At 51.2% G+C, this 12,523-nt stretch carries 14 protein-coding genes; 4 read left to right on the plus strand and 10 right to left on the minus strand.

Annotation, left to right across the window (positions count from 1 at the left end; translation table 11 throughout):
* Positions 1 to 38: 38 nt before the first annotated feature.
* Complete coding sequence (locus HV477_RS14450) at positions 39 to 494, minus strand: YaiI/YqxD family protein (protein ID WP_000158137.1); 456 nt, start codon at positions 492 to 494, stop codon at positions 39 to 41.
* Positions 495 to 633: 139 nt separating this feature from the next.
* On the opposite strand from HV477_RS14450, the gene proC reads away from it, so the two are divergent.
* The gene (proC, locus tag HV477_RS14455; RefSeq protein ID WP_000412193.1) at positions 634 to 1,443 is read left to right on the plus strand and encodes a pyrroline-5-carboxylate reductase; all 810 of its coding nucleotides are present in this window, start codon (positions 634 to 636) and stop codon (positions 1,441 to 1,443) included.
* Positions 1,444 to 1,457: 14 nt separating this feature from the next.
* Here the strand turns inward: proC and adrA are convergent, their stop codons facing one another.
* The 5 genes from adrA to HV477_RS14480 all read right to left on the minus strand — a co-directional run bounded on the left by adrA (position 1,458) and on the right by HV477_RS14480 (position 5,981).
* On the minus strand, positions 1,458 to 2,570 hold the full coding sequence (adrA, locus tag HV477_RS14460) for a diguanylate cyclase AdrA (RefSeq protein ID WP_175065150.1): 1,113 nt from the start codon (positions 2,568 to 2,570) through the stop codon (positions 1,458 to 1,460).
* A gap of 91 nt (positions 2,571 to 2,661) precedes the next feature.
* On the minus strand, positions 2,662 to 2,982 hold the full coding sequence (gene psiF, locus HV477_RS14465) for a phosphate starvation-inducible protein PsiF (protein ID WP_017441686.1): 321 nt from the start codon (positions 2,980 to 2,982) through the stop codon (positions 2,662 to 2,664).
* A 348-nt stretch (positions 2,983 to 3,330) separates the two neighbouring features.
* On the minus strand, positions 3,331 to 3,591 hold the full coding sequence (iraP, locus tag HV477_RS14470) for an anti-adapter protein IraP (RefSeq protein ID WP_001518423.1): 261 nt from the start codon (positions 3,589 to 3,591) through the stop codon (positions 3,331 to 3,333).
* Between the two features lie 296 nt (positions 3,592 to 3,887).
* On the minus strand, positions 3,888 to 5,099 hold the full coding sequence (locus HV477_RS14475) for a multidrug efflux MFS transporter (RefSeq protein ID WP_000446772.1): 1,212 nt from the start codon (positions 5,097 to 5,099) through the stop codon (positions 3,888 to 3,890).
* A 168-nt stretch (positions 5,100 to 5,267) separates the two neighbouring features.
* On the minus strand, positions 5,268 to 5,981 hold the full coding sequence (locus tag HV477_RS14480) for an extensin family protein (RefSeq protein ID WP_000480794.1): 714 nt from the start codon (positions 5,979 to 5,981) through the stop codon (positions 5,268 to 5,270).
* A gap of 77 nt (positions 5,982 to 6,058) precedes the next feature.
* Between HV477_RS14480 and ddlA the strand changes: the two genes are divergently transcribed.
* Complete coding sequence (ddlA, locus tag HV477_RS14485) at positions 6,059 to 7,153, plus strand: D-alanine--D-alanine ligase (protein WP_001096593.1); 1,095 nt, start codon at positions 6,059 to 6,061, stop codon at positions 7,151 to 7,153.
* 25 nt (positions 7,154 to 7,178) lie between these two features.
* On the opposite strand, the gene HV477_RS14490 is transcribed toward ddlA, so the two are convergent.
* On the minus strand, positions 7,179 to 7,394 hold the full coding sequence (locus HV477_RS14490; RefSeq protein ID WP_001239242.1) for a DUF2754 family protein: 216 nt from the start codon (positions 7,392 to 7,394) through the stop codon (positions 7,179 to 7,181).
* Positions 7,395 to 7,661: 267 nt separating this feature from the next.
* On the opposite strand from HV477_RS14490, the gene HV477_RS14495 reads away from it, so the two are divergent.
* Complete coding sequence (locus HV477_RS14495; RefSeq protein WP_000763139.1) at positions 7,662 to 7,970, plus strand: YaiY family protein; 309 nt, start codon at positions 7,662 to 7,664, stop codon at positions 7,968 to 7,970.
* Between the two features lie 37 nt (positions 7,971 to 8,007).
* On the opposite strand, the gene yaiW is transcribed toward HV477_RS14495, so the two are convergent.
* Together yaiW and sbmA are read right to left on the minus strand one after the other, a co-directional pair.
* Positions 8,008 to 9,102 (minus strand): surface-exposed outer membrane lipoprotein YaiW, encoded by a 1,095-nt coding sequence (gene yaiW, locus HV477_RS14500; protein ID WP_079899095.1) that lies wholly within the window; start codon positions 9,100 to 9,102, stop codon positions 8,008 to 8,010.
* A gap of 14 nt (positions 9,103 to 9,116) precedes the next feature.
* A complete protein-coding gene (sbmA, locus tag HV477_RS14505; RefSeq protein ID WP_000477024.1) occupies positions 9,117 to 10,337 on the minus strand; it encodes a peptide antibiotic transporter SbmA in 1,221 nt (406 codons plus the stop codon).
* A gap of 346 nt (positions 10,338 to 10,683) precedes the next feature.
* Between sbmA and ampH the strand changes: the two genes are divergently transcribed.
* Positions 10,684 to 11,841 carry a D-alanyl-D-alanine-carboxypeptidase/endopeptidase AmpH gene (ampH, locus tag HV477_RS14510; protein WP_000830777.1) on the plus strand — a complete coding sequence of 386 codons (1,158 nt, stop codon included), beginning with the start codon at positions 10,684 to 10,686 and terminating at the stop codon, positions 11,839 to 11,841.
* Positions 11,842 to 11,885: 44 nt separating this feature from the next.
* On the opposite strand, the gene iprA is transcribed toward ampH, so the two are convergent.
* Positions 11,886 to 12,509 carry a hydrogen peroxide resistance inhibitor IprA gene (gene iprA, locus HV477_RS14515; RefSeq protein WP_000950242.1) on the minus strand — a complete coding sequence of 208 codons (624 nt, stop codon included), beginning with the start codon at positions 12,507 to 12,509 and terminating at the stop codon, positions 11,886 to 11,888.
* Between the last annotated feature and the right edge of the window lie 14 nt (positions 12,510 to 12,523).

Below are 12,523 nucleotides of genomic sequence, written 5' to 3' on the forward strand. Positions count from 1 at the left end.
TCAGAAATGAATAAACTGTAAATTTTTCATTACAGGATTTATTTTTTACGCTGGCTTTCCAGCCACCACTTATCCAGCTCGGCGGCAAAATGCTGACGATCGCGCGGCGAGAGAGTGTTTGGCCCCCCCGTTTGTACGCCGCTGGCGCGTAGCGTGTCCATAAAGTCACGCATCGTCAGACGTTCGCGAATCGTGGCGTCGCTATAGCGTTCTCCCCGGGGATTAAGAGCCGCAGCGCCTTTTTCCAGCACTTCAGCCGCCAGCGGAATGTCTGCGGTAATCACCAGATCGCCCGCTTCGCATTGACGCACGATTTCGTTATCCGCCACGTCAAACCCGGCGGCCACGCGGAGCGTGCGGATAAAACGCGAAGGCGGCACGCGCAAGGCCTGATTGGCAACCAGAATAAGCGGTAACTGCATCCGCTCGGCGGCGCGGTACAAAATTTCTTTAATGACATTCGGACACGCATCCGCATCCACCCAGATGGTCATAATGTCTCCCGTACGGTATACAATCTTTTATTGTCTCGCGCTTTTGTCTTTCATCAAAGTGATGTTTCTCCTTCTGCCCGTTTTCAATCCGCGTTAAGCTAACCATTCCCCATAACACACAAACATAGGGAGTGACGAGATGGAGAAGAAAATCGGTTTTATTGGCTGCGGTAATATGGGCAAGGCTATTCTTGGCGGACTGATTGCCAGCGGTCAGGTACTTCCCGGCCAGATCTGGGTCTACACCCCCTCCCCCGATAAAGTTGCCGCCCTGCATGATCAGTACGGCATTAATGCGGCGCAAAGCGCGCAGGAGGTCGCTCAGGTCGCGGATATCGTTTTCGGCGCGGTAAAACCGGGCATTATGGTGAAAGTGCTCAGTGAAATCTCCTCCAGCCTGAACAAAGACTCGCTGGTGGTCTCTATCGCCGCAGGCGTAACGCTTGATCAGCTTGCGCGCGCGCTGGGACACGACCGTAAAATCATTCGCGCTATGCCGAATACGCCCTCGCTGGTTAACGCAGGAATGACCTCCGTCACGCCCAACGCGCTGGTCACACCGGAAGATACGGCTGATGTCCTGAATATTTTCCGCTGCTTTGGCGAGGCGGAGGTGATTGCTGAGCCGATGATCCATCCGGTGGTTGGCGTGAGCGGATCTTCGCCGGCCTATGTCTTTATGTTTATCGAGGCGATGGCGGACGCTGCCGTTCTGGGCGGTATGCCTCGCGCTCAGGCTTATAAATTCGCCGCGCAGGCCGTCATGGGGTCGGCGAAAATGGTACTCGAAACCGGAAAGCATCCCGGCGAACTGAAAGATATGGTGTGCTCGCCTGGCGGAACGACGATTGAAGCCGTACGCGTTCTGGAAGAACGTGGCTTCCGCGCTGCGGTAATAGAAGCGATGACGAAGTGTATGGAAAAATCAGAGGCGCTCAGTAAATCCTGAAGCCCGGCTGGACGTCATGCCGCCACTTCGGTGCGGTTACGTCCGGCATTCTTTGCTTTGTAAAGCGCCATATCCGCAGACTTTAGCCATTCCCGATAATGACCGATTTGTGGCGTTAACGGCGCCACGCCCACGCTGATACGTAACATGGCCTGCGGCGCGCCCGGCAAGCGTAAGGTATTTAGCCGTTCATGCACTCGCGACATGGCGGTAATCGCGCTGTCTGCCGGCGTTCCGCACATAATCACCGCAAATTCGTCGCCGCCAAAGCGCCCGATAATATCACTCCCGCGTAGCGTTATCTGTAATTGACGCGTCAGGGCGATAATAGCCTCATCCCCAACATCATGTCCCCAGGTGTCGTTAATGCTCTTAAAATGATCGATATCGATAATCAACAATGTCGCCTCCCGATGGTGGCGTCGGCTGTGATCGAATTCATTACGTAATAAAATTTCCCAGTGGCGTCGGTTATAGACGCCGGTCATGCCATCCCGCGAGCTCATCGCCTGCAAGCGTCGCTTATGTTCCGCTAATTTAATGGCCGTTTGATAACTTACCCAGGCGAACAGAAGCGGATACAACATAATGACGGGCAAAGAGAGCGTGACTTCCAGCGACGAGCTTCGCATCGCGACGGGTAGCCCGGTAAGCTGCAACGTCACCAGACATGACGCCAGCAAAAGGCCCATTCCGACAGTGAATAGCCGCCGCCCGCCAGCGCCCATCAGATTCATGCTCATCATCATAAACAGCGCGGCGGCAGGCAACATATTGACGCCCATCAACGCGATCCACATGCCGGAGAGGATCGCATCCACTTTCAGGTTGTAAATTTCCTGGCGTAGCGGATCAAGGGCTTTCGCCGCCCACTGCCACGCCAGATGCGGCCAGACAAAAGACCAGCCGACCAGCAATAACCACCAGCCGCCAAAGACAGGTTGCGACACTAACACGGCGGCCACCGGTAAAAACATCCCCCCTAACCCCACCGCGCGCGGTAGCCTGATGCGCCGGGCGAAGCGCAATCCGGAGCGCTGACGATCATCAGAAGGGTCAGGCGGCGCTACCGCCTGCTCAACCGCTTTTCGGTAAAAATTTTCATCATTCATTATTTTTGGGAACATTTAGAAACAATTTTCCCAAATTATAGAAACAGAGCGCATGGAGGGAGTATGAAATTTCGGGTGAGTGTTTTTCAGGGCTCACCCGATAGCACTACGCCGCTTTTTTCAGGCAGGCGCTCATAAACTTGCTACGGTCATCGCCTTTCAGTGATTGTTCCGTCGCCTGAACATTGCATTCACGCATTTTCTGCTGTTGCGGCGTCAGGCTTTTCTCGCCAGGGGCTGACTGGCTGTTTTTCAGGCAGTCGCTAAGGTAGGTTTTACGCGCATCGCCTTTCAACGCTTGCGCTGTCGCCTGCTGATTACAGGTCGTCATGCGCTGCTGTTGCGGCGTTAACGGTTTCTCGGTTGCGCCGACGGTCGTTAAAAAGACCAGGCCAAAAAGTAAAGTCACCAGTAATGTTATTTTCATAGCACCATCCTTTTGTCAGTGTACGCATTACACGTTGTCCCTTTGGGAAATATCCCAGGGACTTTATATAAGTCTGGCTGTTACTGGCAAAAATACCACCCGGCAGTAAAAGTATTACTTACCGTTAGCAATATATGTTTTATTGATTGACAAACCGTAGGCTAATGTGCAACTCGATTATCCACAGTCACGCAGGATGCAGAAGAACAACGCATAACGTTACACTGTTATTACCATAGCCGCTTCGTTTTTATTTTCTTCTGGTTAATACAGAGCAAAATAAAAACGAAGCGGCCAGGGCTATTTTATAAAAGTAACGTTATAACAACTGTGTTGTTTTAAATACGATTAGTGCCGGGGGTGTCTCAGCAACTTTTTTACATATTGGCGCAGCAATTCCGTATCGTGATCAGGAACGCTGGCATCCGGCTTTACGCCTTCAAGTGCCCCCTCTACCTGACGTATCAACATCTCCTGCTCGTTTTGCGCCATGTTACGTAACATTGCTGTGACGATAATCTCTAACGCTTCTACCTGAGCAACCAGTTCTTTCGACTCTTCTTCTTTTTGGGCTAGCTTAAGCAACAACTCTGCTATGAGATTTTTCATGACCATATTTCCTTATTAGTTCCAGGGTGACGTTATCACTATGAAGAACCACTGCCTAGAGGCTGAAAGTACTATTTTTATGATACAGGAAGAACTTTACACAAATAATTATCACTGTCGCCGCAGCGAAACGTTTCTCAGGCCGTAAACGAGACGATAATAAACCATCAAAAAACAATAATCACGCTATATCATAATTTAAGGTTATGCCATCTATAGAAAAACTTCACGGATAAAGAATATATCTTTTAATTTAAACCATATCGTAACGGCAGAAGCGCCGTTACGATGCACCGCTATTGGCCTTTCGCTTTTTGCGCGTTACGCCGACGACGTAACGCCAGGGTCAGTTGCCCGATATTGATCAACACGATCGCCGCCGTAGCGATAAAAACCCAGCGGAAACCGGCCATCGCCGATACCGTCGCGCCCATCAACGGCCCAACCACGTTGCCCAGGTACATAAATGACTGGTTGTAGCCAAAAATACGTCCGGTAATTTGATCGCTGGAGTATTTCACCAATAACGTTTGTACGGCGGGTAACATCGCGCCATCGGCAAAGCCTAACAAGAAACGTAACAGCCCCAGCTGGAACGGCGTGGTGACCCAGGACATCGCGAAGAAAAGCAGCACTGCGCAGATAAGCGTGGCCATCAGAATTCTTTCCGTGCCGATTCTGTCGCCAAGTTTTCCCAGGCGAGGCGCGGAGATAAGCGCAGAGATACCGGGCACCGAGGCGATTAACCCGCTAAGAAAGGCGATGTTATTACTGTCCGGCATCATTGATTTGATAAACAGCGCCAGGATTGGACTGATGGAACCATTACAGAGTTGAATGACCATCGTGGTAAAAAACAAACTGATCACCAGCGCAGGATAAGGTAACGACGCAAAAACGGCTTTACCGCTCAGGCGTTCGCTTTTCCTGATGACCGGACGCACGCCTTCTTTAATTAAAAATAGCGTGACCAGAAAGCTCACCACCAACAGCATGGCAGTAATCAGAAATACCGCCCGCAGCCCGATATGATCCGCGACAAAGCCGCCCATTAACGGCCCGCCGATAACGCCGCTGATCTGCGCGGTAGAAAGCGTACTGAGCGCCCAGCCGCTACGTTCGCGCGGTACCTGAGAGGCTACCAGCGCCATAGCATTGGGGATATAACCTGACGTTAACCCCATGATTCCGCGCAGCAGGAAAAGTTGCCAGACATGGGTCGCGAATGCCTGCAGTAGAATAGCTATCGCCATCCCGAGCGACGCGCGCAATAGCATCAGTTTACGCCCTTTGCGATCGGCGAGACTGCCCCACATCGGCGACACAATGGCGGAAATAAGAAACGTGATGCTAAACGTTAACCCGGACCACATTGATAACGCTTCATGGGAAGAGACGCCAAGCTGGGAAATATAAAGGGGTAAGAATGGCAGGATTTGGCTGATTGCCAGCCCGGTAAAAAAACATCCAAACCAAACGGAAATTAGATTAACTTTCCAGGATTCCATAAGACTCGTAACGGTAAGTAGCTGAAAATACGCGCTAGCTTAGCAAGTTCTCTTTTTCCTGGTGGTTCCAGAGGTGCGATACGTCACACTTTGCTATTTTGTCTCCCCGTTCATCATTTTTGTGAAACATGTCACATTATATAGCCGCGCAAGGCAGACGTTTATGCTTTAACGACACACGCCGTAGCCCCGCATTCCAAGATGAAAATGGTTAGCATGCGCAGCGTTATAGTCAGGCCCGAGCCCATTGCCATAATAATGGCAACTGGCGTTTAACATAGCGCGTAACCAGGGCCCCGTCTCCTGACGCCCCCAGCCGCGCAGGACAGTGATTTTTCGGCCATCCGATAGCTGAAACCCGCTGACATCCAGCGCTTCTGCGCTGGCATGTTCACTGCGACGCGCATCCGGGCGGTGATAAATATTACGGCAGGCATAGCTGCCCAGATGTTCGATACGGGTCAGGCGGCGCTTCATCCACGTTTCTGTTAAAGGTTTTGCCTGCTGTTCGACAAACAGCGCGGAGCGCAGCGCCAACGGGCAGGAGGCTAAAAAACTGCTGCTCAGTTTTACCTGGCCAAAATCTCTGACGCGCACAACATGGGATAAGGGACATTCACCAGCGCTATCCGCAACAGGTTGTGATGAAATTAATCCCTGTTGATTGGCCGCCGTCAAAAGCTCCCGGCACTGCGACGGCGTCAGGCGCTGTAGTTTGAAGGTAGTGATCCAGCCTGGCGGATCGGCAAGTTGTAGCGGAGCAAAAGGATTATAATAAGAGGGAAGATAACGATATCCCAGCCCGCCAATGCCGCCCAACAGCACAATAATCAGAAAACCCTTACCTCTCACGCGGCCTCCGTTCTCACATCCCATAAACATTATGGCAGAAGCCCGCGAAACCCGCGTTTTGTCGTGGTAATGTATACGCTTTGCATTCGATGGAATGGGTTTTTAAGATGGCGAAATTGCGGGTAGGAATAGTATTTGGCGGTAAGTCGGCGGAACATGAAGTGTCTTTGCAATCAGCGAAAAATATCGTTGATGCGATCGATAAAACCCGCTTCGACGTGGTGCTGTTAGGGATAGATAAGGCAGGACAATGGCATGTTAACGATGCGGAAAATTATTTGCAGAATGCAGACGATCCGGCACATATCGCGCTACGTCCTTCGGCAATCAGTCTGGCCCAGGTGCCTGGCAAACACCAACACCAATTGATTAACGCTCAGAACGGGCAGCCGCTACCGACGGTAGATGTTATTTTTCCTATCGTCCACGGTACGCTGGGCGAAGACGGCTCATTGCAGGGGATGCTGCGCGTCGCAAACTTACCGTTTGTCGGTTCAGACGTGCTGAGCTCCGCAGCCTGCATGGATAAAGACGTCGCCAAACGACTGCTACGCGATGCAGGACTGAATATCGCCCCGTTTATTACACTCACCCGAACGAATCGTCACGCGTTTAGTTTTGCCGAGGTTGAATCCCGTCTGGGACTGCCGCTGTTCGTTAAGCCCGCCAATCAGGGCTCTTCGGTCGGCGTTAGTAAAGTCGCTAACGAAGCGCAATATCAGCAGGCGGTCGCGCTGGCTTTCGAATTCGATCATAAAGTGGTGGTGGAGCAAGGGATCAAAGGGCGCGAGATCGAATGCGCCGTATTAGGTAACGATAACCCACAGGCCAGCACCTGCGGCGAAATCGTACTGAATAGCGAATTTTACGCCTACGATACTAAGTATATTGATGATAACGGCGCACAAGTTGTCGTACCTGCGCAGCTCCCTTCCGGGGTGAATGACAAGATTCGCGCGATTGCGATCCAGGCTTATCAGACGCTGGGATGCGCGGGTATGGCGCGTGTCGATGTCTTCTTAACGGCAGACAATGAGGTCGTGATTAACGAGATTAATACGCTGCCAGGTTTTACCAATATCAGTATGTATCCAAAACTCTGGCAGGCGAGCGGATTGGGCTATACCGATTTGATCAGCCGCCTGATTGAGCTGGCGCTGGAACGCCATACGGCGAATAACGCCTTAAAAACCACGATGTAATAGCGCACGCCCGATAGCGCAACGTTTATCGGGCGTCTTTTACCTCACCATCTTCGCGCCGGCGAATGATGAACCCCGCCAGCCAGAAGCTAATAATCCACGTTACCAGCCCAACACCATAGGTTTGCCATCCTTTCGCCTCAAATCCCAGCAATCCTACGACGCCATTCAAAATAAAGATAAGGCCAATAGAGAAGGCATAGTAGTGCCAGTCACGACGAATTTTTACAGGCAAACGCATAACGACTCCGACGTATTAACAGCAACAAAAACGTATTTTTGCATACTTCTGGCGAGCGAGTCTGTGGGGGATACGGAATTTCTTAAATGTTAATTGATTTTGATAAAAGTGATCGTTTTGTGACAACTAACAAAAATTTACGCGATGGATACATTCCGTATGTGAAATTACCATGATTCTGATATTGACAAACACAATGACCTGTCAGACTTCACAGTAAGCCGATGGCATAACGCCAGATCGTAGCCGATCATCCTGGAGGTCTTTATGGCTGATTTCACTCTCTCAAAATCGCTGTTCAGCGGGAAGCATCGAGAAACCTCCTCTACGCCCGGAAATATTGCTTACGCCATATTTGTACTGTTTTGCTTCTGGGCCGGAGCGCAACTCTTAAACCTGCTGGTTCATGCGCCGGGCATCTATGAGCATCTGATGCAGGTACAGGATACAGGTCGACCGCGGGTAGAGATTGGGCTGGGCGTCGGGACGATTTTTGGCCTGGTGCCCTTCCTCACGGGCTGCCTCATTTTTGCCGTTATCGCCGCGTTTTTACGCTGGCGTCACCGTCACCAATAAACCTTAGCGCGCTGGAGAAAATATCCCAGCGCGAAATTTATCGCCCCATACACCGCGCCCGCCGCTCATCAACTCGTTTAGCAAACCAGGCGGTCGTCAGCTTGCGCGTGATCTTCGGACTTTCCAGTTGAATACCGGGCAACATTTCCCGCGCAAGCGTCTTGCCCGTTTTGGCCTCGGCCAGTTTATAGACTTTCTTGTAGAGCGCCGTTTTTTCAAACGCCAGGCTATCGCCTTTCTCCAGTTGGCTGCGAATTTCACGCTCACTCATTCCCAACTGCCCTGCCAGTTTGCGTACCGCTAACTCTGTTTTGCCCGGTTCCTTGCTGTTATAACGAATCAGATCGCCATCCAGCGCCAGTTTTACCCCACTGGCTTTACTGACGGCATTCTGGAACGCAGCGTTACGGCTGGCGTACCATCCCGCGTTGAAGTCGGCGAAGCGGAAAACAGGCGCGCTGTAGTTCGCCGGGTAATTCAGCAAATGGTAGGTTCCAAACCACAACCCGCCATGGCGCGTAAAGACCTCCTGACGTACCGTACCCGTCATCTTCCACGGATAGCCTTTCGCGTGCTGTTCGGCAAAGGCAATGCTGACCTGCATCGGGCCGCCCGTATGCACCGGGTTATATGAGCCAAATAGCGTCTGCCCCATAGGGACCATATTGATAAAATCGTCAAAAATAGCGCTAAGCTGTTTTTCGGTTTTTACCGTGTCCAGGCGTTCGCTATAGCTCTTGCCGTTGGGGGAGTTAATTTTCAGCGCGGTGTGCACCAGAAACAGCGGAATGTGTAGTCGTTCAGCGCGGCGGTCAATCTCCTGCCAGGCGATTTTACTTAGCCCCGGCACGACAGGATCCGCCTGATAACCGGACTCCTGCTGGGCGACAGCCAGCACCGAACAGATATTTTCTACCGTCGGCGCCAGCCCCTGGCTCTTAAACGTTGTCGCGATATCTTTCGCCCAGGCCTCTCTGTCTTTGACACTGGCCGGCATTTTCTGACGTACTACGCTTGCCACGTCCACAGGCTTCTCGCCCTTGCTCACCGGCTGCCCGGATTGACTACTACAGCCAGCCAATATGGCGACCGCCAGAAAAGGCAGAGGGTAAAGACGGGACGCCGCCGACATAACGTTTCCTTCTGTTAGCTAAAAGAGTGGGTCACTTCCTGAACTGGCTGACCATCCAACTGGCGTTCAAAGCTACGTAAACGTTTATAAATAGACATCAGCTCCACCAGAGTCGTCCAGGAGTTAATCAAATACTGGAACGAACCGCGCACCTGACCAAACACGTTGGTGATTTGCGTCATCAGCCCCAGCGTAATCGTACCGGCAACAATGGAAGGAAACAGCAGGAACAAACCGAAAACGTTATCGACCTGCAAATAGAGAATGCGCGCGATGTTGAAATACATATAGTGAAAGTAGAGACGGAAGTAGTTATGGCGCACCGCGCTAAACAGTTCACGGACGGTGGGCGGCGTGGCGCGGCTGGCGTCATCTTCACCGTAGACCAGCTCCTTACGATAAGCGGCTTCCACTCGCTGATTTTTAAATTCCAGCCCTGGCAATTTGATCCCGACGACCGCCAGCAGGCCCGTCCCCATTAATGACCAGACTATGGCGGCAATGACCAGGCCGTAAGGGATATGTCCTACGATGGGTAAATTCGGCACATGCGCTGACAGGGTGACTAACACCGGCAGAAAGGCGATAAGCGTCATGATGGCATTGATAAAACTCACGCCCATGTTCTCCAGTGTAGAGGCAAAACGCATGGTGTCTTCCTGCACACGCTGGGCAGCCCCTTCGATATGGCGCAGGTACTGCCAGTGCGCCATATAGTGCTCATTCATTGCGGTACGCCAGCGAAATACATAGTGGCTGACAAAGAAGTTGTTCAGCACGCCGATCACCACGGCGATAAGCGCAATACCGAGAAACACCCCCACTTCATGATAAAATTGACCAAGAGTGACCTTGTGCGGCGAGCTGAGCGCCGTTTGAATCAAATCATAGAACGGCGCGTACCAGGCGTTAACCGCGACGCCAACCTCCACCAAAAACCAGGTGACAAAAATAATGAGCGAGGTGCCAAGTATCGACCAGTACTGCCAGCGGTGCGGGCTATAGATGAACCAGAACGTTGCAAATAATCCCACGCAAATCAGGTAATAAGCATAAAAAATCAGATAGTCCAGCGACCAAAAGCGCGCTGCGCTGATAGGCACTTCATCCGATGCCCCTACAAGTCGCGCCACCCAATCTCCTCCTCCCGCCTGCCAGAAAATGACGGCGATCAGCGCCCAAACAAACGCCGACATGAAAAACGGCCCTGGCTTTGGGAAAAAAGATTTAAACATCATGCTCTCCTGCTAACTTCTTCTCTTTATTACGGCTGCTGTAACGGCGGCAATATCACGCCATGCCCACGCAAATGAAAGGGCTAAACCAGGCATTGTGACCTACGTTGTGACGCTTAGTTCGCATTTCTGCTCAACAGAATTGTTTCGACGAGTTTCATACACAGCAGGCACGCTGACGCTATCAGGTTATCACAAGCGCTCTATCACAAAAGTAAACATTCTCCATCACGAAAACCCGCCGTTACGTTTTTTCACCCACTTTTTTCTCTTTAACGTTTTGCAATGTGCCGCCGGGTAGTATAAATACGCATAACCACCGTTATTTCACTTATGGACATCACCGTTGAAACGTAGTCTGCTTTTTACTGCCATGCTGTTTGCGGCATCACTTACTTCTGTCCAGGCGGCTCAGCCGATTGCCGATCCGGTTTTTGCCTCTGATATCGTTGATCGTTATGCCGAGCATATCTTTTATGGTAGCGGCGCCACGGGCATGGCGCTGGTGGTGATCGACGGCAATCAACGCGTGTTTCGTAGTTTCGGTGACACCAGACCGGGCAATAATGTTCGTCCACAGCTTGATTCGGTCATTCGTATCGCTTCTCTCACCAAGCTCATGACCAGTGAAATGTTGGTAAAATTGCTCGATCAGGGAACGGTAAAATTAAACGATCCGCTCAGCAAATATGCGCCTCCCGGCGCGCATGTCCCGACGTATCAAGGCACGCCGATTACGTTGGTCAACTTAGCAACCCATACCAGCGCGCTTCCGCGAGAACAGCCAGGCGGCGCGGCGCATCGTCCGGTATTTGTCTGGCCAACCCGCGAACAACGCTGGAACTGGCTCTCCACAGCAACGTTAAAAGTCGCGCCCGGTTCACAGGCGGCCTATTCCAATCTGGCGTTCGACCTGTTAGCCGACGCGCTGGCGACCGCCTCCGGCAAACCTTATACGCAACTGTTTGAAGAAAAGATTACCCGCCCGCTGGGAATGAAAGACACCACGTTTACCCCTTCTCCCGATCAGTGTAAACGTCTGATGGTGGCAGAGAAAGGCGCAAGCCCCTGTAATAATACGCTGGCTGCCATTGGCAGCGGCGGGGTCTATTCTACGCCAGGAGATATGATGCGCTGGATGCAACAGTATCTGTCGTCAGATTTCTATCACCGTAGCCAACAGGCCGATCGTATGCAAACGTTGATTTATCAGCGCACACAGTTAAAGAAAATCATCGGGATGGACGTACCGGGTAAAGCCGACGCGCTCGGTCTGGGTTGGGTCTATATGGCGCCAAAAGACGGACGTCCAGGCATTATCCAGAAAACAGGAGGCGGCGGCGGTTTTATTACCTATATGGCGATGATCCCACAATATAATATTGGCGCTTTTGTGGTCGTAACCCGTTCCCCCCTCACTCGTTTTACCAATATGAGCGACGGGATTAACGATTTGGTTACTGAGCTAAGCGGCAATAAACCGATTGCTATTCCTGCATCCTGAGTCGTCGCGCCTCGCGCTATATCAGACGAGGCGCAACCTTTTTGTTAATATTCGGAGGGCAAACGGTTAATACTGATCAGTTTGCCTTTATTCATTTCAATGTAATTACCCTTACGCAGGGCCGCGAGAACTTCCGCCACCACCGATCGCGATACGCGCGTTCGTTGATGGATATAATTCATAACACCAATACGTGAGCGAAGTTCTTCATCCCACTCAATCATTGTCATTAACGTCGCACGAATCTGGTCGTAAGAATTATTACCAATGAGCTGCTTGTCACGAAGCTCCAGTACCTGACTTTTCCATACTATCCAACAGAAGGCTTCACGCCACAGTTGGTTCTGCTCAATGATGGCGAGAGTTTGTGATGATGAGAGGCGATAACCGATGCAACCGCTCTCCGCAATTAATTTATATTGTGCCTCTTTTTTCGCCACACCATCGGCTAAGCCGAAAATAAAGGGGGCCTGCACAATACCAATAAGAACTTTATCACCCCGAACTAACGAAACAACCCCCTCTAAAATAACAAAGGTATGGGTATTACTTTCATCAGGTGAACAGATAATCTCTTTATCATTAACAAACTCGAAACGCGTACCATGCTTAGAAAGGCATTTATCGAGTCTGTAGAATTCCTGTAGTGGCTTGCTTAAAGATAACATATGCATTCCTTGCA

Source organism: Salmonella sp. SG203, assembly GCF_013350575.1.
Taxonomy (GTDB): Bacteria; Pseudomonadota; Gammaproteobacteria; order Enterobacterales; family Enterobacteriaceae; genus Salmonella; species Salmonella enterica.

Excerpts from the sequence above, each read along its gene's own strand:
- HV477_RS14450 (WP_000158137.1), bottom strand. The coding sequence starts at position 494 with ATGACCATCTGGGTGGATGCGGATGCGTGTCCGAATGTCATTAAAGAA.
- proC (WP_000412193.1), top strand. The coding sequence starts at position 634 with ATGGAGAAGAAAATCGGTTTTATTGGCTGCGGTAATATGGGCAAGGCT.
- adrA (WP_175065150.1), bottom strand. The coding sequence starts at position 2,570 with ATGTTCCCAAAAATAATGAATGATGAAAATTTTTACCGAAAAGCGGTT.
- psiF (WP_017441686.1), bottom strand. The coding sequence starts at position 2,982 with ATGAAAATAACATTACTGGTGACTTTACTTTTTGGCCTGGTCTTTTTA.
- iraP (WP_001518423.1), bottom strand. The coding sequence starts at position 3,591 with ATGAAAAATCTCATAGCAGAGTTGTTGCTTAAGCTAGCCCAAAAAGAA.
- HV477_RS14475 (WP_000446772.1), bottom strand. The coding sequence starts at position 5,099 with ATGGAATCCTGGAAAGTTAATCTAATTTCCGTTTGGTTTGGATGTTTT.
- HV477_RS14480 (WP_000480794.1), bottom strand. The coding sequence starts at position 5,981 with ATGTTTATGGGATGTGAGAACGGAGGCCGCGTGAGAGGTAAGGGTTTT.
- ddlA (WP_001096593.1), top strand. The coding sequence starts at position 6,059 with ATGGCGAAATTGCGGGTAGGAATAGTATTTGGCGGTAAGTCGGCGGAA.
- HV477_RS14490 (WP_001239242.1), bottom strand. The coding sequence starts at position 7,394 with ATGCGTTTGCCTGTAAAAATTCGTCGTGACTGGCACTACTATGCCTTC.
- HV477_RS14495 (WP_000763139.1), top strand. The coding sequence starts at position 7,662 with ATGGCTGATTTCACTCTCTCAAAATCGCTGTTCAGCGGGAAGCATCGA.
- yaiW (WP_079899095.1), bottom strand. The coding sequence starts at position 9,102 with ATGTCGGCGGCGTCCCGTCTTTACCCTCTGCCTTTTCTGGCGGTCGCC.
- sbmA (WP_000477024.1), bottom strand. The coding sequence starts at position 10,337 with ATGTTTAAATCTTTTTTCCCAAAGCCAGGGCCGTTTTTCATGTCGGCG.
- iprA (WP_000950242.1), bottom strand. The coding sequence starts at position 12,509 with ATGTTATCTTTAAGCAAGCCACTACAGGAATTCTACAGACTCGATAAA.